This is a genomic window from Burkholderia sp. S171 (assembly GCF_009766085.1).
Classification (GTDB): domain Bacteria; phylum Pseudomonadota; class Gammaproteobacteria; order Burkholderiales; family Burkholderiaceae; genus Caballeronia.
Map to the genome: position 1 here is coordinate 217,202 of NZ_LMUF01000035.1, position 20,024 is coordinate 237,225.

Consider the following 20,024-nt stretch of genomic DNA (forward strand, 5'->3'; position numbering starts at 1 on the left):
CATGGGACCAGAGTAAGCGCTAAAGCGCCAACTCTGGTCGACATAGGAGCTGCAAATGAGCAAACAAGTGCAGGACGCATACATTGTCGCCGCGAGCCGGACGCCTATCGGTAAAGCGCCGCGTGGCATCTTCAAGAACACGCGGCCCGATGAGCTGCTGGTCCACGCGATCCGTTCAGCCGTCGCACAAGTGCCGGGGCTCGACACCAAGCTGATTGAAGACGCGATCATCGGTTGCGCGATTCCCGAAGGCGAGCAAGGCCTGAACGTGGCGCGTATCGGCGCGTTGCTGGCCGGTCTGCCGAACTCGGTCGGCGGCGTGACCGTCAACCGCTTTTGCGCATCGGGCGTGACCGCATTGGCAATGGCGGCCGACCGGATTCGCGTCGGTGAATCGGACGTGATGATCGCCGGCGGATGCGAGTCCATGAGCATGGTGCCCATGATGGGCAACAAGCCGTCGCTGTCGCCGCATATCTTCGATCGCGACGAGAACGTCGGCATTGCTTACGGTATGGGCCTGACGGCCGAACGCGTGGCCGAGCGCTGGAAGATCAGTCGCGAAGCGCAGGACGCGTTCTCGGTGGAATCGCATCGGCGTGCGCTCGAAGCGCAACGCACCGGCGAGTTCAACGATGAAATCGCGGCGTTCACGCTGAACGAACGTTTCCCGGATCTGGCAACGGGTGAGATCCGAGTCAACGCTCGCGAGATCAAGAACGATGAAGGCCCGCGCGAGGGCACGACCCTGGAAGGGCTCGCCAAGCTGCGTCCCGTCTTTGCCGCGAAGGGTTCGGTCACGGCGGGCAACAGCTCGCAAACCTCCGACGGCGCGGGTGCGTTGATCGTGGTCAGCGAGAAGATCCTCAAGCAATTCAACCTGACGCCGCTCGCGCGGTTCGTGAGCTTTGCGGTGCGTGGCGTGCCGCCGGAAATCATGGGCATCGGGCCGAAGGAAGCGATTCCCGCAGCGTTGAAGGCGGCAGGTTTGACGCAGGACGATATCGACTGGATCGAACTGAACGAAGCATTCGCGGCGCAATCGCTGGCTGTGATCCAGGACCTGGGACTCGATCCGTCGAAGATCAATCCGCTTGGCGGCGCGATTGCGCTGGGTCATCCGCTGGGCGCGACGGGCGCCATTCGTGCCGCGACGGTCGTGCACGGTTTGCGCCGGCGCAACCTGAAGTACGGCATGGTGACCATGTGCGTGGGAACGGGCATGGGCGCGGCGGGCATTATCGAACGGATGTGAACGGGGTTCGCTAAAACGTAAAAACAACGGTTCGCGCACCATCCGGTTCGCGGACCGTTGTTTCTTTCAGGATTCATTCAGGAGACAGGAATGGACATCATCACCGAACATACCGACGGCGTGCTGAGCATCACCATCAACCGTCCGGCCCGCAAGAACGCGCTGACGGCCGCGATGTATCAAAGCATGGCCGATGCTTTCTTCGACGCCGAAAACGATCCCGCCGTGCGCGTCGTGCTGATTCGCGCCGTGGGCGATACATTCAGCGCAGGCAACGATCTGGAAGATTTCATGAAGGCACCGCCGGCGAACCCGGACGCGCCCGTGTTCCAGTTCCTGCGCCGTATCAGTACCGCGCAGAAGCCGGTGGTGGCCGCGGTGGCGGGCGGGGCTGTGGGGATCGGAACGACCATGCTGCTGCATTGCGACCTCGTCTACGCAGCGTCTACAGCGAAATTTGCGTTGCCGTTCGTGCAGCTCGGGCTGTGTCCGGAAGCGGCGTCGAGCTTGCTGCTGCCGCGCATTGCGGGTTATCAGCGGGCGGCTGAAAAGCTGCTGCTCGGCGAGCCGTTCGATGCGAACGAAGCCGCGAATATGGGCATCGTGAACCGGGTTTTATCGGCGGAAGAAGTGGACGCGTTCGCCCTGAAACAGGCGAAGAAACTCGCAGCGTTGCCGCCCGCTTCACTGAAGGCGACCAAGTCGTTGATGAAGGGCGCTCAGGCCGGCGAAGTCAGCGCGCAGATGGCGGCGGAGGCGGGACACTTCGCCCACATGCTGACCGCGCCCGAGGCGAAGGAAGCGTTCACGGCGTTCTTTGAGAAGCGTAAGCCGGATTTCAGCCGGTTTAATTGATGACCGGCTTGGGCTCCTGGGAGGGCTCAAGCGGTTCCCGTCCCGTGGACGGTGGCGTGTTTTGAACATTGTTTGAAGCGCACCAAAGCTTCGCTCAACTCGCGGCGCCGTCCACGTGCCCATATTCCACAAACCCGTTCTCCCGCGCAAAACTCACCAGCCGCAACCCCGCTTTCTCGGCGATGGAAATCGCCAGCGACGTAGGCGCGGAAATGGTGACGAGCATCGGCACACCGACCCGCGCCGACTTACGCACGAGTTCATAGCTTGCCCGGCTCGAAAGGAATACGAAACCTTGCGTGGTGTCCACCCGTTGGAGCACCAAGTGCCCGATCAGTTTATCGAGCGCGTTATGGCGGCCCACGTCTTCGAAGGCGTATTTGACCGCGCCGTTTTCGTCGCACCAGGCGGCAGCATGCAATCCACCCGTCAGCTTCGATAACTGCTGGTGCGCGGGCAATTCATGCGCAGCATGAGCAATGGCATTACTGGCTAGACGGTTCAAAAAGCCCGTATCGGGTACGCGTTCAGGCTGCAGATCCAGCAAGTCGATACTCTCGATCCCGCACACCCCGCATCCCGTGCGTCCGGCTAATGCCCGGCGCTTCTGCTTTAACGCGACAAACGCCTGCTGCACTACCTGCAGATGCACTTCAGCGTGTGGCAAGGTGTCGCCGGCGGGGGTATCGTGGAAAAATACCTCGATGTCGTGGATGTCACTGCCGCGCTCCACAATGCCTTCCGTCAGCGAAAAGCCCACCGCGAACGCTTCCAGGTCGCGGGGCGTGCACATCATGACCGCGTGCGAAATGCCGTTGTACACGAGCGCGACGGGCCATTCCTGGCCCACGTCGTCGGCGGCGTCGCGTGTTTCGCCCAGCCGGTGCCGCCGCACCGGGCGCTGTACGTAGCCAGGTTGATCGTCGATGTCTGTGTCATTCATTGCATGGCTCACTTGCTGATTGCTTTCGATGTCGCGTTTTAGCCGCTTTAGCCCGTTGCCATGCGCATTTACGAGACAAATTCGGGCATAACGCTTGCTGCTTTATGGGGCAGCAGACACACTACAAAGCCGTTCAAGGCCCTACGATAACCTACCGCGGCCTCACCCGCTTTCCTTGTCCATTACGCCAACGAGGCACCTCCATGGCACTTTACGACGCTCCGCGCCTGTTCGGATTCGAACTGGAGTCGACTGAGAATCTGAGCTTCATTCCGCTCGTCGTGCGTTTTAACCTGGACCGCTTCGGCCAGATCATTTCGCTCGACCAGTGGAGAAGGTTGCCGCACAGCGACCGCGAACTGCTCGCGCGTTTTCCCGTTGAAGACGACGCCGCGATCGAAACCAATTTCGATCAGGCGCTGGCGGAGATGCTGCGAACCCACGCCGACGCAACGCCTGAGACCTTCGCCCCTGACGCCGACCCAGTCTGGGCGCATACCGACGTCGTGCCTGAAACGGTGATTCGCCAGAGCAGTTTGTGCGGGATTGGGTCACCAAGCCTTGGACGATGGTCGGAGCTTTCCCGGTTTCAGCGTTATGCGCTGGCGAAGTTATCGCGCAAGGCCGATGTCAACCACGACTTCGTTCCGGCGATGCGGGAGTTCGGTCTAGCTGATTGAGTTGTTACTCGCGCTCTTGGACGGGGCTGCCGTGCATAACCCGGGGCGGGATGGAAATCGCACTGGCCGTCAATCTCGTTACAGCGCGAGATCAAATTCGCCGCTGGCAGAACCGCCTCACGCCAGCCGCACCCACCGGAAAAACCGCAGCTTGCGTCAGACTGCCACTGGCCGCTGCAAGCCGTAAAAGCGCTTGCCCACCCGCCCGGCTACCCCTCCAAAAGGCGTCTTTTAAGCGCCCACCCTAAATTCCCCCCAACACCTGCCGATAATCAACTATCGATGCAAGGAAATCGATGCGAAGACGCGCCCGGTCTTCTCAGCCCCGTCCCGGACGGCGATCGAACCCATGAACTCATTTTTTTCCCGCCGTCTGCTGGTGAACCTGGCCGTCGTTCTGATCGCCATGGGGGCGAACGCGTTCGTCGCGTACCAGCAAATCGACCACCAAAGCGATGCCGACGCGCGCACGCAGCGCTCGCTCAGCCTGATGCGCGACCTCGATGAGTACCGCAGCGCGCTCGGCGAACTCCTCCCGGAAATCAGTTGGTACGAGGCAAGCGGCGTGCTGAAACCGGCTGACGTTCGCGAGGCGCGTGCAGCGCATATCAACGCGCTGGAAAGCGGCCTGCGCGCCCAGTTCGATTACGAACCTGACATGCAAGGCGCGTTCTACCTGCTTGGCGAAAGCGCGCGCATCGCGAAACGCGACGCTCAATCGGCGTTCGAACGTGCCGATGCAGACGCTCTGGGCGCGTCCCGGGACTGGACCCGGCAAGCGGTCCGCCGGCTTGCCGAAGACCAGCAATCGCTCGATATCGAATTGGCGGTGCTGCGCGCGAGGGAAGCCGATTCGCTCGCGGCCACGCTCAATGAATCGGCGCGGGCGTCGCGCCACGCGTTGATCCTGCTGATCCTCACGATGCTCGCCGGCGGCGGCGCGCTGATCTACACCTTCGCGCGCCACGAGAAATCGGCGCGGGACAAGTTGCGCATCGCCCGGGCAATGCAGCGCAGCAACGAGCGTTTCCGCGATCTCTTCGACGCCCATCCGGTCCCCATGTGGATTGTCGATGCCGCGACGTATCGCTTCGTTGCGGTGAATCCGGCGGCGCTTGCGCATTACGGCTACAACGAACTCGAATTCCTGTCGATGAGCGTGCGTGACCTGCACGCCGGCGACGACTTCGACCGGTTCGCCACGCTTCTCGCGCGCCACACGCCCAGCCATACGCGCATCCATACGGACAGTCAGCCGCGCCAGACGGGCGCGCAACGGCCTGCGGGCGTCTGGCGGCACAAGCGTCGCGACGGCGCGCAGGTGAGCGCTGACATCTCGTCGCATGCGCTGACCTATTCGGGACAGCCGGGCATTTTCATGCTCGCCAACGATGTCACCGACCGTATCAATGCCGAGACCGAGGCACGGCGTTCGAAGCAGATGCTGGAATCGCTTATCGACAATATTCCGCAGCGAATCTTCTGGAAGGACCTCGAATCTCGCTATCTGGGCTGCAATCAAGCATTTGCCCGCGATGCAGGTCTCGCCAGCAAAGAACACGTGGTCGGCATGACGGATTCCGAGCTGCCCTGGTGGCGTACGGCCGCGCAAATTCGTGAGGACGACTGTCGCGTCATTGCGACCGGCCAGCCGCTGATGAACCTGGAGCGCGACGTCGAGCGTGAGGGGGAAGTGCGCGCGTCGATCACCAGCAAGATGCCGCTGCTCGACGGGGCGGGGCGCATTATCGGCGTGCTGGGTTCGTTCGACGACACGACCGAGCGCAAGCGCGCCGAACTGGCGCTGCGCCTGCAAAGCCGGGCGCTGGATGCCTGCGTGAACGCCGTGCTGATCACCGGTACGAGCGCCACGGGCAACGTGATCGAATACGCGAATCCGGCGTTCAAGCGCATTACGGGTTACGACCCGGCCGATATCGTGGGCCGCGATTGCCGTTTCCTCCAGCGCGACGATCTCGACCAGGAAGGCCTCGCGGCAATCCGTACGGGTCTGGCCGCGAACCGCGAAGCGAGTGCGGTGCTGCGCAATTATCGTAAGGATGGCGTGCTGTTCTGGAACCAGCTGTTCATCGCGCCCGTGCCGGATGCGCAGGGCCATACGACGCATCACGTCGGCGTAATCAACGACGTCACCGAGGTCGTCCGCTATCAGGAGCAGCTCGAATATCAGGCAAACTACGACACGCTTACGCGGCTGCCCAACCGCAATCTGCTGCGTAGCCGGCTACAACACGCGATTGATCGGGCACGCGAAGAGGACACCACGCTGGCCGTGGTTTTCGTCGATCTCGATGGCTTCAAGAACGTCAACGACAGCCTCGGTCATAGCGTCGGCGACCGGTTGCTCGCGGTGGTCGCCGAGCGGCTGGCACGTTGTGGCCGTGCCGGCGATACGGTCGCGCGCCACGGCGGCGACGAGTTCGTGATCGTGCTCCCGGACATGGTGGGCGAAAGCGCGCTGATTGCCTGGATGGAGCGCGTGCGGACCGCCATTTCGGACCCGGTTTGGCTCGATGGCACGGAAATGTACGTCGGCTGCAGCATGGGCGCGAGCCTGTTCCCGCAAGATGGCGACGACGCCGAAACGGTGCTCAAGAAAGCGGATATCGCGATGTATCGCGCGAAAGACATGGGCCGCAACACGTACCAGTTCTATCAGCCGGAAATGAATGCGAGCGTGGGCGCACGGATGGACGTCGAGCGGCGTTTGCGGCGGGCGTTGCGCGACAGCGAATTCCTGCTGCACTACCAGCCGCAAGTGGAGCTGACGACGGGCGAGATTGTTGGCATGGAAGCGCTCGTGCGCTGGATGGACCCGGAGTTCGGGTTGGTTTCGCCGGGCGCGTTTATTCCGGTGGCCGAAGAATGCGGGCTGATCGGGCCATTGTCCGAGTGGGTTCTGCGCGAGGCATGCCGGCAGAACAAGGCGTGGCAGGATGAAGGATTGCCGCCGGCGCGGATGTCGGTGAATCTGTCGGCGCGGCAATTCCAGCAACGCGATATCCGCGTGCTCGTCACGTCCGTGCTGGAGGAAACGGGGCTTGCGCCGCATTACCTGGAAATCGAACTCACCGAAAGCGCGATCATGCGCAACGGCGAAGACACCGTCACCACGTTGACGGAACTGGCGGCGCTTGGGATCAGCATTGCCATCGACGACTTCGGGACCGGATATTCAAGCCTCAGTTACCTGAAGCGCTTTCCGGTGGACCGGTTGAAGATCGACCGCTCGTTCGTGGCGGATATCGGCATGTCGGGAGGCAATGAAACGATTACTTCAGCGATCATCGCGCTTGCTCACTCGCTCGAGTTGCAGGTGATCGCGGAGGGCGTGGAGACGGCGGCGCAACTGGATTTCCTCATTGCCCGCAACTGTGACGAGATGCAGGGTTTTTTCTTCTCGCAGCCGGTGCCGGCCGGCGAGATTCCCGCGCTGCTGCTGAACAGCCGGACCAGCCGGCAGCTCGGCGTGCGCGACAGTGTGTTCGATCAGTCCAGCGCGGGCAGTGCGCGCGGACGGCGGTCGCTGTCGGTGGCCACGTAGGTCAGCGTCGCTTCCGTGACCTTCACCACGTCTTCCGCCAGGCTCATGCGCTGCGCATAGACCTCGACCGATACCGTCACCGACGTATTCCCCGTCTTCACGATATCCGTATAAAAGCTCAGCAAATCGCCGACAAACACCGGCTGCTTGAAGACAAACGAATTCACCGAGATAGTCGCCACGCGCCCGTTTGCGCGCCGGCTGGCCGGAATCGATCCGGCGATGTCCACTTGCGCCATGATCCAGCCGCCGAAGACGTCGCCATGGACGTTGGCATCGGAAGGTTGCGGCACCACGCGCAGCGCGACCGGTTTGTTCGGGAGTTGCAGGGATTGGGTCACGAGCGGATTTCCATAAAGAGTGACGGGATGCCGGCGGTCAGCGCGCCGTGGCACCTTCTGCGACAATGCAGGATTAAACGATGTTGCTTTACGCTCGAACGAGTCTGGCTTGAGTTCGGCTTGAATCTGGCCTGAATTTGGCCAAACTCACACCCGTTTTAGCGTGTTTTTACGGCGTTTGGCGCAGGATTGGCTGGTCGATGACCACGCTTGGCCCACGCCGGGAAACATCGAATTGTACGGGAAAGCCCGCATTTTGAGACGGGCGCCCGCCCGCGATACCTCACTCGTCCGACGCCGTTTCTAAAGGCGGCACGGACCTCTGCAGACCTCGACTCATGCGCCGCAATTCTCCCTCCGAACCGGTTCCCATCGCTAAAGGTCCGCGTAACGACTGGCAGACCATTCTGTCGCTGTTGCCGTACCTGGCCACGTACAAATGGCGCGTCGCGTTCGCGCTGACCTGCCTGATCGGCGCAAAAGTCGCGAATCTGGGCGTGCCGATCGTGATGAAAAAGGTCATCGACAGCCTCAGTTCCATCCAGCATCTGACCGCGCTCGGACGCGCACAGGATTCGGCTGCGATCATCCTGGTGAGCGGCGTGGGCCTGCTGGTCGTGGCTTATGCAATCGTGCGCCTGTCCACGTCGCTCTTCACCGAATTGCGCGAAATGCTGTTCGCGAAGGTCACCGAAAGCGCCGTGCGGCAACTCGCGCTGAAAGTGTTCCGGCATTTGCATTCGCTGTCGCTGCGGTTTCACCTTGACCGGCAAACCGGCGGAATGTCGCGGGACATTGAACGCGGCACGCGCGGCATTCAGCAACTTGTTTCGTATTCGCTTTACAGCATCCTGCCGACGCTCGTGGAAGTCGGCCTCGTGCTCGGATTTTTTGTCGCGAAATACGAAGCGTATTACGCGATCGTCACGTTGATCGCGCTGGTGACGTACATCGTATTCACGATCAAGCTTACCGAATGGCGCACGCACTTCCGCCGCACGATGAACGAACTCGATTCAAAGGCGAATTCGCGTGCCATCGATTCGTTGTTGAACTACGAGACCGTGAAGTATTTCGGCAACGAAGAGTGGGAAGCGCAACGTTACGATGAAAACCTGCGGCGCTATCGCACGGCCGCCATTCGCTCGCAGCGGTCGTTGTCGGTACTTAATTTCGGACAGCAATTCATTATTGGCACGGGGCTCGTGTTCATTCTTTGGCGCGCGACGCAAGGCGTTATTGCGGGGCATCTGACGCTTGGTGATCTCGTGCTGATCAACACGTTCATGTTGCAGTTATATATCCCGCTGAATTTTCTGGGCGTGGTGTATCGCGAGCTCAAGCAGAGTCTCACCGATATGGACCGCATGTTCACCTTGCTCGGCGCCGGGCGTGAAGTGCCGGATGTGCCGAACGCTCCGCCGCTGGTCGTGAAGGGCGCGGAGGTCCGGTTCGAGAACGTGAGCTTCTCGTATGAACGCGCGCGGCCGATCCTGCATGGCGTCGATTTCACGATTCCGGCGGGGACTACGACGGCGGTGGTCGGTCATAGTGGTTCGGGCAAATCGACACTCGGCCGTCTGCTCTTTCGTTTCTATGATCTCGACCGTGAGCAAGGGGGCCAGATTCTGCTGGATGGCCAGGATATCCGCGATGTCGCGCAGGATTCGCTGCGTGCGGCGATTGGCATCGTGCCGCAGGATACGGTGCTCTTCAACGATTCGATCTACTACAACATTGCTTATGGCCGGCCATCGGCTTCACGCGATGAAGTGATCGCGGCGGCGCGGGCTGCGCATATTCATGAGTTCATCGAAAGTTTGCCGGCGGGGTATGAGACGCCTGTTGGTGAGCGCGGGTTGAAGTTGTCGGGAGGGGAGAAGCAGCGGGTGTCTATCGCGCGGACGTTGTTGAAGAACCCGCCGCTTCTCATCTTCGATGAAGCCACGTCCGCGCTCGATTCGAAATCGGAACGGGCCATTCAGCATGAGCTGGACCTGATCGCGCAGGAACGGACGACGCTGATCATTGCGCATCGGTTATCGACGGTGGTTCACGCTCAGCAGATTATCGTGATGGATCACGGAAGGATTGTGGAGCGCGGCACGCATGCTGAACTGGTCCGCGCCGGAGGGCTGTTTGCGCAGATGTGGGCGCTGCAACAGCAGAAGGCAGCGGAGCCGGAAGAGGGTGCGAACGATGCGGTTGAGGTGGGCGAGTCGGCACGGGCTTGAAACGCCGTGGCAACTTGAAGCGGACTGGCTAGGCTGCCGGAACACAACAAAAAAGCGTCGATACCTTTGGGCATCGACGCTTTTTGCTTTGAGCCCCGCGACTTTATCCGTGGCGCAAACCACGGATTAAGGCCAACAGGCGCTGACGGTTAGCGCATTCAAGGCAGATCGAACGAGACACCGTACGCTCTGCTATCGCTGCAACGCAGCACCGAGCGTGTGTGAACCGCGTGAGAATGGTGCCGGGTGCCTCGTGCTGTCATACGAAGCCCTCGCGAACGGAACGGTAAAATGTAAAAGCGTTCAGGGAGCACCCCCAACCAGGCCGAAGGAGCCGCATGGAACTGAAATGGCTCGAAGATTTCGTCTCGCTCGCGGAGACGCGCAGTTTCAGCCGCTCCGCTGAGCTGAGGCACATCACGCAGCCGGCTTTCTCGCGGCGGATCCAGGCGCTCGAAGCTTGGCTGGGCACGGATCTTATCGACCGCTCCGTCTACCCGACGCGCCTCACGCAAGCCGGTCAGGTGTTCTACGAGCAGGCGCTCGCGATGCTGTCGCAGTTCCACGAAGCGCGCACGCTCTTGCGCGGGCAGACCGGCGTGCCCAATGCGACCATCGACTTCGCGGTTCCGCACACGCTCTCGCTGACCTATTTCCCGCGCTGGCTACACCACATCGAAGCGCGGCTTGGGCGCATCAACACGCGTTTGCGCGCGCTGAACGTGCATGACGCCGTGTTGTCGCTGGTGGAAGGTGGTTGCGACCTGGTGATGGGTTATCACCATCCGAGCCATCCCGTAGCGCTTGATCCCGCCCGCTACGACATGCTGACGCTTGGTACCGAACCGATCAGCCCGTTCTCATCGGTGAATAAAGGTGGACGCGCGCGCTATACCTTGCCCGCTACCGCCGATGCCCCCGCGCCGTATCTCTCGTACACGCCTAACGCCTATCTCGGCCGCATGACGGAGATGATCATCGCGACATCGCCAACGCGTCTTTATCTCGACAAGGTCTACGAAACCGACATGGCCGAAGGTCTCAAGGCGATGGCGCTGGCCGGTCACGGCGTGGCTTTCCTGCCGCACAGCGCGGTGGCCAACGAAGTCGAGGAAGGCCGCTTGATCCGGCTCGACCGGGGTACTCGCGGAGCACCGGCGGGTCAGTTCACGCTCACGATGGAAATCCGTTTGTATCGCGACAAAATGGCGTCGAAGGGTGACGATCCGCGGCAGGCCCTGATGCGTAATCTTTGGGAAGCAGTGGGCGAAGAGGTCTCAAGGCCCGTGGAAACCCCTGCCACATAAGCCTCACAGACGTTATGCAAGATAAACATAACGCAATGATGAAACGGCATTGGATTTCAATATCCGAATTTTCGACAATGAAGCCATTCCACACAACGCTGGGGTTTCGATGTCATCGCCGCAACAAGACCGCACCGCTTCTGCTGTTCCCGTCGTTCAGCACGCCATTCCTTCCTACCTCGATTCCACGCATCTCGGCCCCTGGGGTAACTATCTCCAGCAGGTCGATCGCGTCGCGCCGTATCTCGGCTCGCTGTCGCGCTGGATTGAAACGCTCAAGCGCCCGAAGCGCATCCTGATCGTCGATTGCCCTATCGAACTCGATAACGGCACGGTCACGCACTTTGAAGGCTATCGGGTCCAGCACAACATGTCTCGTGGTCCAGGCAAGGGCGGCGTGCGGTATCACCAGGACGTTACGCTTTCCGAAGTGATGGCGCTGTCGGCGTGGATGTCGGTGAAGAATGCGGCTGTGAACGTGCCGTACGGCGGCGCAAAGGGCGGTATTCGTGTCGATCCGCGTACGTTGTCGCGTGGCGAACTCGAACGTTTGACCCGTCGTTACACGAGTGAAATCGGGATCATCATTGGACCGAACCAGGACATCCCCGCGCCGGACGTCAACACGAATGAACAGATCATGGCGTGGATGATGGACACGTACTCCATGAACATGGGCCAGACGGCAACCGGCGTGGTCACCGGTAAGCCTATTTCGCTCGGCGGTTCGCTTGGCCGCAAGGAAGCAACCGGCCGCGGCGTGTTTGTCGTGGGTTCGGAAGCGGCACGCCGGATTGGTTTCGATATCGAAGGCGCGCGTATCGCCGTGCAGGGTTTTGGTAACGTCGGCGGGATCGCTGCACGGCTGTTCCAGGAAGCCGGCGCGAAAGTGGTGGCGGTGCAGGATCACACCGGTTCGCTGTACAAATCGTCGGGTATCGATGCCGTCGCGTTGTTCGAACACGTGGCCAAGCACGGCGGCGTGAGTGGTTTTGAAGGTGTAGATCCAATCAGCAAGGACGAGTTCTGGACTATTGAAAGCGATATCCTGATTCCGGCCGCACTCGAAGGCCAGATCACGGAAGAAAACGCACCGAAGATCAAGACGAAGATCGTGGTGGAAGGCGCCAACGGCCCGACCACAACGGCGGCCGACGACATTCTCCACGACAAGGGCATTCTCGTGATCCCCGACGTGGTGGCGAATGCGGGCGGTGTGACGGTGTCGTACTTCGAATGGGTGCAGGACTTCTCGAGCTTCTTCTGGACTGAAGACGAAATCAACCAGCGACTCGAACGCGTGATGCGCGAAGCGTTTGCGGCTGTGTGGCAAGTGGCGAGCGAGCATTCGGTGTCAGTGCGGACGGCGGCGTTTATTGTCGCGTGTACGCGAATTCTGCAAGCGCGCGAAATGCGCGGCCTGTATCCGTGATTTCAGGTATCAAAAACGTTTGCGAGCGCATGTCTGCATAAGCGGCGTTAACGTCTGAACAGCATCGAAACGCCCGTCGGCGTCCTTCGGGACATCGACGGGCTTTTCGCGTATAAAAGACAAGAAAATTAGGGCAGAACCAACGGCGGTTGAAAGCGCTGAAACCCCGCTCAGCCGGACATTAGAGCGGGTGTCTCAAAAATAACAACTGTGGACAACATTCATTCTTTCAAATTTATTACCCTGCTAAAATTGCGCCGTTTTCGCCAAGGAGATCACAAATTATGAAGATTAAAAAAGCCGCGCTGCTGCTCGCCGCACTGGGCCTTTTCGCATCGGGTGCGCAAGCGCAAAACAACGATACGCTCAAGAAGATCAAGGATTCAGGGAACATCTACCTGGGTTTCCGCGAGTCGTCGATTCCGTTCTCGTACTACGACGACAAGCAACAGGTGATCGGTTACTCGTATGAGTTTGCTTTGAAGGTGGTCGACGCCGTCAAGGAAAAGCTCAACATGCCGAACCTGAAGATTCAACAGAAGTCGGTTACGTCGCAAAACCGCCTGCTGCTCGTGACGGGTAACCAGATCGACCTCGAGTGCGGTTCGACCACGAACAACCTCGAACGTCAGCAACAAGTCGCGTTCTCCAACACCATCTTCGTGATCAGCACGCGCCTGATGACCAAGAAGGATTCGGGAATCAAGGACTTCGCCGACCTGAAGGGCAAGACCGTTGTGACGACCGCTGGAACCACGTCCGAGCGCCTGCTTCGCAAGATGAACCAGGACAAGAGCATGGGCATGAACATCATCAGCGCGAAGGATCACGGCGACTCGTTTTTGACGTTGTCGACGGGACGCGCCGTTGCGTTCATGATGGACGACGCGTTGCTGGCCGGCGAACGTGCGAAGTCGAGCAATCCGCAGGATTTCGTGATTGTCGGTACGCCGCAATCGCGTGAAGCTTACGGCTGCATGCTGCGCAAGAACGATCCGGAGTTCAAGAAGGTAGTCGACGACGCCATCGCCAAGGTAGAAACCTCGGGCGAAGGCGACAAGATCTACAAGAAGTGGTTCGAAAGTCCGATTCCGCCGAAGGGTCTTAACCTGAACTTCCCGGAAAGCGATGACATGAAGGCGCTTTTCAAGAACCCGAACGACAAGGCAATCGATTAATTTCGGTTCTGCTTGATTGATGGAAACGGAAGGAGCGCTGCTTCTTCCGTTTTCTTTTGGAGGGAGTCCATGTCCTACCACTGGAATTGGGGTGTTTTCCTAAGCCCCGTCTCAACCGGCGAGCCGACCACCTATCTCGGCTGGCTGATATCCGGTTTCTGGGTGACCGTTACCGTGTCGCTCGCGGCATGGATCGTGGCGCTCGTGGTCGGCTCGTTGTTCGGCATTATGCGCACCGTGCCCAACAGGAAGCTGGCTGCTATTGGCACCGGTTATGTCGCTATCTTTCGTAATATCCCGCTGCTTGTGCAATTCTTCATCTGGTATCTCGTGATACCGGAGTTGCTGCCCGTTTCCATCGGCAACTGGTTTAAACAGTTACCACCGAATGTGCAGTTTTATTCGTCATCCATCATCTGCCTCGGGTTGTTCACCGGAGCACGCGTGTGCGAGCAAGTGCGCTCGGGCATTGCGGCCTTGCCGCGCGGACAGCGCGCCGCCGGTCTCGCCATGGGCTTCACCGAATGGCAGACGTATCGCTACATCCTGATGCCGGTTGCGTACCGGATCATCGTGCCGCCGCTTACGTCGGAATTCTTGAACGTGTTCAAGAACTCGGCCGTGGCGTCGACCATCGGGTTGCTCGAATTGTCGGCGCAGGCGCGGCAACTTGTGGACTACACCGCGCAGTCGTATGAGTCGTTTATCGCCGTGACGCTTGCCTACATGCTGATCAATCTGATCGTCATGCAACTGATGAAAGTGGTCGAAGCCAAGACTCGGCTGCCCGGCTACATTGGAGGCAAGTGATGCATCATTTCAATTGGAGCAGTGTGCTGGGCTCGCTGCCCACGCTCTGGACCGGCGCCATCATCACCTTCAAGATCACGATCCTCGCGCTCGTGTTCGGGATTCTCTGGGGCACCGTGCTCGCGCTGCTGCGCCTCTCGGGCATCAAGCCGCTCGAATGGTTCGCGAAAGGGTACGTCACGCTGTTTCGTTCGATTCCGCTCGTGATGGTGCTGTTGTGGTTCTTTTTGATCGTGCCGCAATTCCTGCAAAATGTGCTGGGGTTATCGCCGGAAATCGATATCCGCTTAGCCTCCGCCATGGTCGCGTTCTCGCTGTTTGAGGCCGCGTATTATTCGGAGATTATCCGTGCAGGGATCCAGGCGGTGTCGCGCGGGCAAGTGAATGCCGCGTTCGCGCTCGGCATGACGTACACGCAGTCGATGAAGCTGATCGTGCTGCCGCAGGCGTTTCGCGCGATGGTGCCGCTGCTGCTCACGCAGGCTATCGTGTTGTTCCAGGATACGTCGCTGGTGTATGTGATCAGCCTCGCGGACTTTTTCCGCACGGCAACGAACGTGGGCGATCGCGACGGTACGACCGTCGAAATGGTGCTGTTCGCCGGCGCCTGTTATTTCGTGGTTTGCCTGGTCGCATCGGGTCTTGTCAAAAGTCTTCAGAAAAAGGTCGCTCGATGATCTCACTCAAGAATGTTTCGAAATGGTATGGCCCGTTTCAAGTGCTCACCGATTGCACGACGGAAGTCAAAAAGGGTGAAGTCGTGGTGGTGTGCGGTCCTTCGGGCTCGGGCAAATCGACGCTGATCAAAACCGTGAACGGACTCGAGCCGTTCCAGAAGGGCGAGATCACGATCAACGGGCAATCGATTGGCGACAAGAAAACCAACCTGTCGAAGCTGCGCGCGAAGGTCGGCATGGTGTTCCAGCACTTCGAATTGTTCCCGCATCTGACGATCGTGCAAAACCTGACGCTGGCGCAGATCAAGGTGCTTGGGCGCTCCAAGGACGAAGCGACGGCCAAGGGATTGAAGCTGCTGGAGCGCGTGGGCCTTTCCACTCACGCCGATAAATTCCCCGGCCAGCTTTCCGGTGGGCAGCAGCAGCGGGTGGCGATTGCGCGGGCGTTATCGATGGATCCGATCGCCATGCTCTTCGATGAACCCACGTCCGCGCTCGATCCGGAAATGATCAACGAAGTGCTCGACGTGATGGTCGAACTCGCACAGGAAGGCATGACCATGATGTGCGTGACCCACGAAATGGGCTTTGCGAAGAAGGTCGCGCATCGCGTGATCTTCATGGACAAGGGCTTGATCGTGGAAGACGACAAGAAGGACGCGTTCTTTGAGAACCCGAAGTCGGATCGGGCCAAGGACTTCTTGGCGAAGATCCTGCATTGATTGTCTGATGCGGGCTGATCGGCTAAGGCCGAATCAGCCTCGCGTGTTGCTGCGAATGTTTCAACGAAGCACGCGACGTAAAAATGGCCGTTTCCGGCATAAGCTGGAAACGGCCATTTTGTCTTTGTGGACCAGCGCTAGTGGCTGGTCGAAGCTGCTTTCGTGTTGTCTTGGGTCACGGCATCGGGTGCGTTTTTCTTCAGCGATTCAATGCCGGCATCCCTGGCTGTTGCGCTGCTGTACGCCTCGCTCACGCCAATAACCTCGTGATTGCCGGCCTTCAGATTGAAATACGGCGCGCCGCTTTTATCCGTCTTGCGCTCGTAGCGTTCGTCGATCAACGCATTCGCCTTGACCGACGCAATGCCATGTTCGGCCGATGCCCGCGTCACATACGTCTCGCTCTTGAGGATCGGTTCGCCGTTGGCTGCGCGCAGGTTGAAATAGAACTGGCCGTTGCGGGCACGGTCGATGACGAATTTTCCTGACATTGCATAAGCTCCCTGGAGTGTGGAACAAGCGTGAGTTCAGGTGATCCTTCAGCCACGAAACTACTTCAAACTACTCCGCATTTACTTCGCATTTACTCCGCATTTACTCTATCCCGAGTTCGGTCTCCACATCCGCGGTCGTTGCAATGGCCTCAACGCGCAGCACCGATTCAACACAAACCTTGCACAACGGTTCGCGCGCTTTCTCCGCGACATCGGCCGGCACGGGGACGTTGACCGTTCTGAGCAACGCGCCGTGCTGGAACAACGCGAGGTCGCCGGGCGCGAAACGCGTCCAGATTTCATCGTCGGTGAGCGGCGAGGTGGCGATCACCGCAACGCGATCTTCCGGCGTGGTGTACTTCGCGAAATCGATCGACATGTCGGCGTCGATCAAATGCGCCGTGGAGAACGGCCAGCTGCGCACGAGGTAATACAGGTGCGTGGAGCAATGGGTGAACAGCGCCTGCCCGTTCGACATCAGAAAGTTGAATACACCAAATTGCGTGATCTCGCGCGTCAGCTTTTCCAGCGCCGCGAACAGTTCGTCCAGCGGTGGCTGGCAGCCGGGAAATTCGCGTCGCAGACCTTGCAGTAAAGCGCAGAACGCCAGCTCGCTGTCGGTGGTGCCGACCGGTTGATATTGTCCGTTCAGGCAGGGCTTGAAATCTTTCAGGTCGCCGTTGTGCGCGAAAATCCAGTGCCGTCCCCACAACTCGCGCATGAACGGATGGCAATTCTCAAGCAGGATGTGGCCCTGCGTGGCCTTGCGGATATGCGCGATCGTGTTTTTCGACTTGATCGGATAACGCTTTACCATTTCGGCGAGCGGTGAACTGGCCGACGACTGGTGATCGATGAAAAGGCGGCACGCCTTGTCTTCAAAGAACGCAATGCCCCAGCCGTCCGCGTGATGGTCGGTAACGCCGCCACGCGCCGCGAAACCGGTGAACGAGAAAGTCACGTCCGTTGGTTCCGCGCAGTTCATTCCGAGAAGTTGGCACATTGCTGAGGCTGCAGGCTGGGTGAATGGAGCTAACCGTTACAATACGGGTAGCCAAAGCATAGCACCGACGAAACCGCCAAAAAATCGCGGCTATCGACCGCGGGTGGATCGTTGTGGAATTTCCACGGTATGGCCGGCACGCGGGAGAAATACTGACCGATTGGGTTAGGAGCTACGGCGGGTTAGCTATGTTATTAAGCACGAGTCGCTTGATTCACTGATCCAGCCGGCCGATATTCATGGCGAAGCTGCGCCGCTTGCAGGTGCTTCAGTCTCGCTTGTGTTTCCCGTGCGCGTTTATGCTTTTTTGGTTTCGCGGCCGTCACAGTCCCTGCGTCTTCGTCATCCGATTATTTTCATCGCTATCACGCCAATGTCCGCTCCCACGCCTTCCGCCTCGTCCGCCTCTTCCATCGACTCCGTTACGCTTGCGCGTCCCGACGACTGGCATTTGCACGTGCGCGACGGCGCCGTGCTCGCCGCTGTCCTGCCGCACACGGCGCGGCAGTTTGGCCGCGCGATCATCATGCCGAACCTGCGGCCGCCCGTGACAACGACCGAGATGGCGGCGGCGTATCGCGAGCGGATTCTGGCCGCGTTGCCGAAAGACGGGCCCGGTGCGCGTTTCGAGCCGCTGATGACGCTTTATCTCACCGACAACACCCCGCCCGACGAAATTCGTCTCGCCCGCGAAAGCGGTTTTGTCCACGGCGTAAAGCTTTATCCGGCCGGCGCTACGACCAACTCGGACGCCGGTGTCACGAGCATCGCGAAGTGCGCAAAGACGCTGGAGGCGATGCAAAAGCACGACCTGCCGCTGCTCGTGCATGGCGAAGTGACCGACCCGGCCATCGATATGTTCGATCGCGAGAAGGTGTTTATCGATCGCGTGATGACGCCATTGCGCCGCGATTTTCCCGCGCTGAAGGTCGTGTTCGAGCACATCACGACGAAGGACGCCGCCCATTACGTCCGCGATGCCGACGGCCCGACCGGTGCCACGCTGACCGCGCATCATCTGCTGTACAACCGCAACGCGTTGTTTGTCGGCGGAATCCGGCCGCATTACTACTGCTTGCCGGTGCTCAAGCGCGAGACGCATCGCGTGGCGCTGCTCGCGGCGGCTACGTCGGGTAATCCGCGCTTTTTCCTCGGCACGGACAGCGCACCGCACGCGAAGGGGCTGAAGGAGCACGCTTGCGGCTGCGCGGGTTGCTACACGGCGCTGCATGCGATGGAGCTCTACACGCAAGCCTTCGATCAGGCTGGTGCGCTCGATCGCCTCGAAGGTTTCGCGAGTTTCCACGGCGCGGACTTTTACGGTTTGCCGCGCTCGACAGAGAGCGTGACGCTGCGTCGCGAGCCCTGGACGCTGCCGGCGGAATTCATGGCGGGCGGTGATGAGATCGTGCCGCTGGGCGGCGGCGAATCGATTGGCTGGCGCATGGAATGACGGTTGCCGGGGCGCGCTTGAGCAGGTCCGAGCGCAAAACCCCGCGCCTCTCGAGCGACTCGCATGTCCGACCGGGAAAATTCACTGAAACCTCAAAACGCGGAAGCGGCGTCGGCGCTAACCGATACCCTCGCGGCGCGTCCCTTTATGGATATCGACTGGTCCCGCCCGTGGCTTGCGCCACTCGCCGAGCGTGGCGAGCGCTGGCGCCAGTCCGCACTAACTAGCTACTCAGCCTATCTTTCCACTCTTACCGTCGACGCACACACCGAACCGCGCGTAACGGGACGCGGCAAGCCGCTGTCGTTCATCGCGCAGGACGATTTGCCGGCGGGCGCGTCGTATGAAGGGCATATCGCCGAGACCGGGTGCGTGCCCACGCGCTACAACCTCCACGATTTCTTCAACGGCGCGATCTGGTTCCAGTATCCACGCATCAAGGCGGCGCTGAATGCGCGGCAGGCTGCGGAAATCGATGCGCTCGGCATCGGTCCCACACGAGGTGCAGCGCGCGACGCGCTAACACTCTTCGATGAAAACGCGATTCTCTTTGCCTGCGCAGACGCGTCGCTCGTCGCTGCACTTCGAGCCTTCGACTGGCGCACGTTGCTCGTCGAACAACGCGCAGCCTGGGGCCATCGATGCGAGGCGCGCATCTTCGGCCATGCGCTGCTGGAAAAGCTCGTCGCCCCGTACAAGGCGTGCACGGGGCACGCGTGGATCGTGGAAGTCGAGCCGGCGTATTTCTCCGCCACCGATTCCAGGCGCCGCGCGATCCTCGACCTTGCCGTGTCTGAACGGCTAAACAGCGAAGCCATTTCCAGCCGATATTTCACGCCACTGCCGGTGCTGGGCGTGCCGGGCTGGTGGCCTGAAAACGAAGCCTCATCTTTCTACGATGACCCCCAGGTCTTCCGATCCGGCCGCCGATCGCGCACTTAGCCTTCGTTATGAGCCCGCAGCCGCAAGTCCGCACGATCCCTCATGCTAAAATCAGCCCCGCAAAGTAGGCTAGGCAGTCGCGGCTGATCCGGTTTCGGCCGGAGAGGGCGAGGAAAGTCCGGACTCCACCAGG

17 protein-coding genes and 1 other RNA gene (1 of these 18 cut by a window edge) are annotated in these 20,024 nt (G+C 60.1%); 14 read left to right on the top strand and 4 right to left on the bottom strand.

Translation table 11 applies throughout. The features are described 5' to 3' along the window. The first annotated feature begins 55 nt into the window (after positions 1–55). The gene (locus GSQ93_RS19225) at positions 56–1,255 is read left to right on the top strand and encodes an acetyl-CoA C-acyltransferase (protein WP_158937234.1); all 1,200 of its coding nucleotides are present in this window, start codon (positions 56–58) and stop codon (positions 1,253–1,255) included. Between the two features lie 90 nt (positions 1,256–1,345). Continuing rightward, positions 1,346–2,110, top strand: a complete 765-nt coding sequence (locus tag GSQ93_RS19230) for an enoyl-CoA hydratase (protein WP_158937235.1) — start codon at positions 1,346–1,348, stop codon at positions 2,108–2,110. A gap of 94 nt (positions 2,111–2,204) precedes the next feature. On the opposite strand, the gene fdhD is transcribed toward GSQ93_RS19230, so the two are convergent. Further along, positions 2,205–3,053, bottom strand: coding sequence for a formate dehydrogenase accessory sulfurtransferase FdhD (gene fdhD / locus GSQ93_RS19235; protein ID WP_158937236.1), 849 nt, complete (start codon positions 3,051–3,053; stop codon positions 2,205–2,207). A gap of 203 nt (positions 3,054–3,256) precedes the next feature. On the opposite strand from fdhD, the gene GSQ93_RS19240 reads away from it, so the two are divergent. After that, on the top strand, positions 3,257–3,733 hold the full coding sequence (locus GSQ93_RS19240; RefSeq protein ID WP_158937237.1) for a nitrate reductase associated protein: 477 nt from the start codon (positions 3,257–3,259) through the stop codon (positions 3,731–3,733). A gap of 349 nt (positions 3,734–4,082) precedes the next feature. Next, on the top strand, positions 4,083–7,298 hold the full coding sequence (locus GSQ93_RS19245) for a bifunctional diguanylate cyclase/phosphodiesterase (RefSeq protein ID WP_158937238.1): 3,216 nt from the start codon (positions 4,083–4,085) through the stop codon (positions 7,296–7,298). Here the strand turns inward: GSQ93_RS19245 and GSQ93_RS19250 are convergent. Beyond that, positions 7,244–7,639: an acyl-CoA thioesterase gene (locus GSQ93_RS19250; protein WP_089158798.1), complete on the bottom strand. Its 396-nt coding sequence runs from the start codon at positions 7,637–7,639 to the stop codon at positions 7,244–7,246. The genes GSQ93_RS19245 and GSQ93_RS19250 overlap by 55 nt on opposite strands. Before the next feature lie 338 nt (positions 7,640–7,977). Between GSQ93_RS19250 and GSQ93_RS19255 the strand changes: the two genes are divergently transcribed. The 7 genes from GSQ93_RS19255 (at position 7,978) to GSQ93_RS19285 (ending at position 15,999) form a co-directional block, all read left to right on the top strand. Further along, positions 7,978–9,873: an ABC transporter ATP-binding protein/permease gene (locus GSQ93_RS19255; protein WP_158937239.1), complete on the top strand. Its 1,896-nt coding sequence runs from the start codon at positions 7,978–7,980 to the stop codon at positions 9,871–9,873. A gap of 338 nt (positions 9,874–10,211) precedes the next feature. Beyond that, positions 10,212–11,180 carry a LysR family transcriptional regulator gene (locus GSQ93_RS19260; protein WP_158937240.1) on the top strand — a complete coding sequence of 323 codons (969 nt, stop codon included), beginning with the start codon at positions 10,212–10,214 and terminating at the stop codon, positions 11,178–11,180. A gap of 109 nt (positions 11,181–11,289) precedes the next feature. After that, positions 11,290–12,612 (top strand): Glu/Leu/Phe/Val dehydrogenase, encoded by a 1,323-nt coding sequence (locus GSQ93_RS19265; protein ID WP_158937241.1) that lies wholly within the window; start codon positions 11,290–11,292, stop codon positions 12,610–12,612. A 284-nt stretch (positions 12,613–12,896) separates the two neighbouring features. Beyond that, entirely contained in the window at positions 12,897–13,790 is an 894-nt protein-coding gene (locus GSQ93_RS19270; RefSeq protein WP_158937242.1) for a glutamate/aspartate ABC transporter substrate-binding protein, read from the top strand. A gap of 69 nt (positions 13,791–13,859) precedes the next feature. Next, positions 13,860–14,600 carry an amino acid ABC transporter permease gene (locus GSQ93_RS19275; RefSeq protein ID WP_158937243.1) on the top strand — a complete coding sequence of 247 codons (741 nt, stop codon included), beginning with the start codon at positions 13,860–13,862 and terminating at the stop codon, positions 14,598–14,600. After that, a complete protein-coding gene (gene gltK / locus GSQ93_RS19280; RefSeq protein WP_158937244.1) occupies positions 14,600–15,277 on the top strand; it encodes a glutamate/aspartate ABC transporter permease GltK in 678 nt (225 codons plus the stop codon). Before GSQ93_RS19275 ends, gltK begins: the two co-directional genes overlap by 1 nt. Next, the gene (locus GSQ93_RS19285; RefSeq protein WP_158937245.1) at positions 15,274–15,999 is read left to right on the top strand and encodes an amino acid ABC transporter ATP-binding protein; all 726 of its coding nucleotides are present in this window, start codon (positions 15,274–15,276) and stop codon (positions 15,997–15,999) included. Before gltK ends, GSQ93_RS19285 begins: the two co-directional genes overlap by 4 nt. Before the next feature lie 137 nt (positions 16,000–16,136). On the opposite strand, the gene GSQ93_RS19290 is transcribed toward GSQ93_RS19285, so the two are convergent. Both GSQ93_RS19290 and GSQ93_RS19295 read right to left on the bottom strand, forming a co-directional pair. Next, positions 16,137–16,490 (bottom strand): YegP family protein, encoded by a 354-nt coding sequence (locus GSQ93_RS19290; RefSeq protein ID WP_158937246.1) that lies wholly within the window; start codon positions 16,488–16,490, stop codon positions 16,137–16,139. Positions 16,491–16,593: 103 nt separating this feature from the next. Beyond that, the gene (locus GSQ93_RS19295; RefSeq protein WP_158937247.1) at positions 16,594–17,496 is read right to left on the bottom strand and encodes a class II glutamine amidotransferase; all 903 of its coding nucleotides are present in this window, start codon (positions 17,494–17,496) and stop codon (positions 16,594–16,596) included. 373 nt (positions 17,497–17,869) lie between these two features. Between GSQ93_RS19295 and pyrC the strand changes: the two genes are divergently transcribed. The 3 genes from pyrC to rnpB all read left to right on the top strand — a co-directional run. Continuing rightward, positions 17,870–18,949: a dihydroorotase gene (gene pyrC / locus GSQ93_RS19300; protein WP_158937248.1), complete on the top strand. Its 1,080-nt coding sequence runs from the start codon at positions 17,870–17,872 to the stop codon at positions 18,947–18,949. A 147-nt stretch (positions 18,950–19,096) separates the two neighbouring features. Next, a complete protein-coding gene (locus tag GSQ93_RS19305) occupies positions 19,097–19,891 on the top strand; it encodes a DUF3025 domain-containing protein (protein WP_254073943.1) in 795 nt (264 codons plus the stop codon). Positions 19,892–19,952: 61 nt separating this feature from the next. Next, an RNA gene (rnpB, locus tag GSQ93_RS19310) (RNase P RNA component class A) lies at positions 19,953–20,024 on the top strand (it continues 395 nt past the right edge of the window).

What these genes read in the sequence shown, in the direction of transcription:
- GSQ93_RS19225 (WP_158937234.1), top strand. Translation starts at nt 56, where the DNA reads ATGAGCAAACAAGTGCAGGACGCATACATTGTCGCCGCGAGCCGGACG.
- GSQ93_RS19230 (WP_158937235.1), top strand. Translation starts at nt 1,346, where the DNA reads ATGGACATCATCACCGAACATACCGACGGCGTGCTGAGCATCACCATC.
- fdhD (WP_158937236.1), bottom strand. Translation starts at nt 3,053, where the DNA reads ATGAATGACACAGACATCGACGATCAACCTGGCTACGTACAGCGCCCG.
- GSQ93_RS19240 (WP_158937237.1), top strand. Translation starts at nt 3,257, where the DNA reads ATGGCACTTTACGACGCTCCGCGCCTGTTCGGATTCGAACTGGAGTCG.
- GSQ93_RS19245 (WP_158937238.1), top strand. Translation starts at nt 4,083, where the DNA reads ATGAACTCATTTTTTTCCCGCCGTCTGCTGGTGAACCTGGCCGTCGTT.
- GSQ93_RS19255 (WP_158937239.1), top strand. Translation starts at nt 7,978, where the DNA reads ATGCGCCGCAATTCTCCCTCCGAACCGGTTCCCATCGCTAAAGGTCCG.
- GSQ93_RS19260 (WP_158937240.1), top strand. Translation starts at nt 10,212, where the DNA reads ATGGAACTGAAATGGCTCGAAGATTTCGTCTCGCTCGCGGAGACGCGC.
- GSQ93_RS19265 (WP_158937241.1), top strand. Translation starts at nt 11,290, where the DNA reads ATGTCATCGCCGCAACAAGACCGCACCGCTTCTGCTGTTCCCGTCGTT.
- GSQ93_RS19270 (WP_158937242.1), top strand. Translation starts at nt 12,897, where the DNA reads ATGAAGATTAAAAAAGCCGCGCTGCTGCTCGCCGCACTGGGCCTTTTC.
- GSQ93_RS19275 (WP_158937243.1), top strand. Translation starts at nt 13,860, where the DNA reads ATGTCCTACCACTGGAATTGGGGTGTTTTCCTAAGCCCCGTCTCAACC.
- gltK (WP_158937244.1), top strand. Translation starts at nt 14,600, where the DNA reads ATGCATCATTTCAATTGGAGCAGTGTGCTGGGCTCGCTGCCCACGCTC.
- GSQ93_RS19285 (WP_158937245.1), top strand. Translation starts at nt 15,274, where the DNA reads ATGATCTCACTCAAGAATGTTTCGAAATGGTATGGCCCGTTTCAAGTG.
- GSQ93_RS19290 (WP_158937246.1), bottom strand. Translation starts at nt 16,490, where the DNA reads ATGTCAGGAAAATTCGTCATCGACCGTGCCCGCAACGGCCAGTTCTAT.
- GSQ93_RS19295 (WP_158937247.1), bottom strand. Translation starts at nt 17,496, where the DNA reads ATGTGCCAACTTCTCGGAATGAACTGCGCGGAACCAACGGACGTGACT.
- pyrC (WP_158937248.1), top strand. Translation starts at nt 17,870, where the DNA reads ATGTCCGCTCCCACGCCTTCCGCCTCGTCCGCCTCTTCCATCGACTCC.
- GSQ93_RS19305 (WP_254073943.1), top strand. Translation starts at nt 19,097, where the DNA reads ATGGATATCGACTGGTCCCGCCCGTGGCTTGCGCCACTCGCCGAGCGT.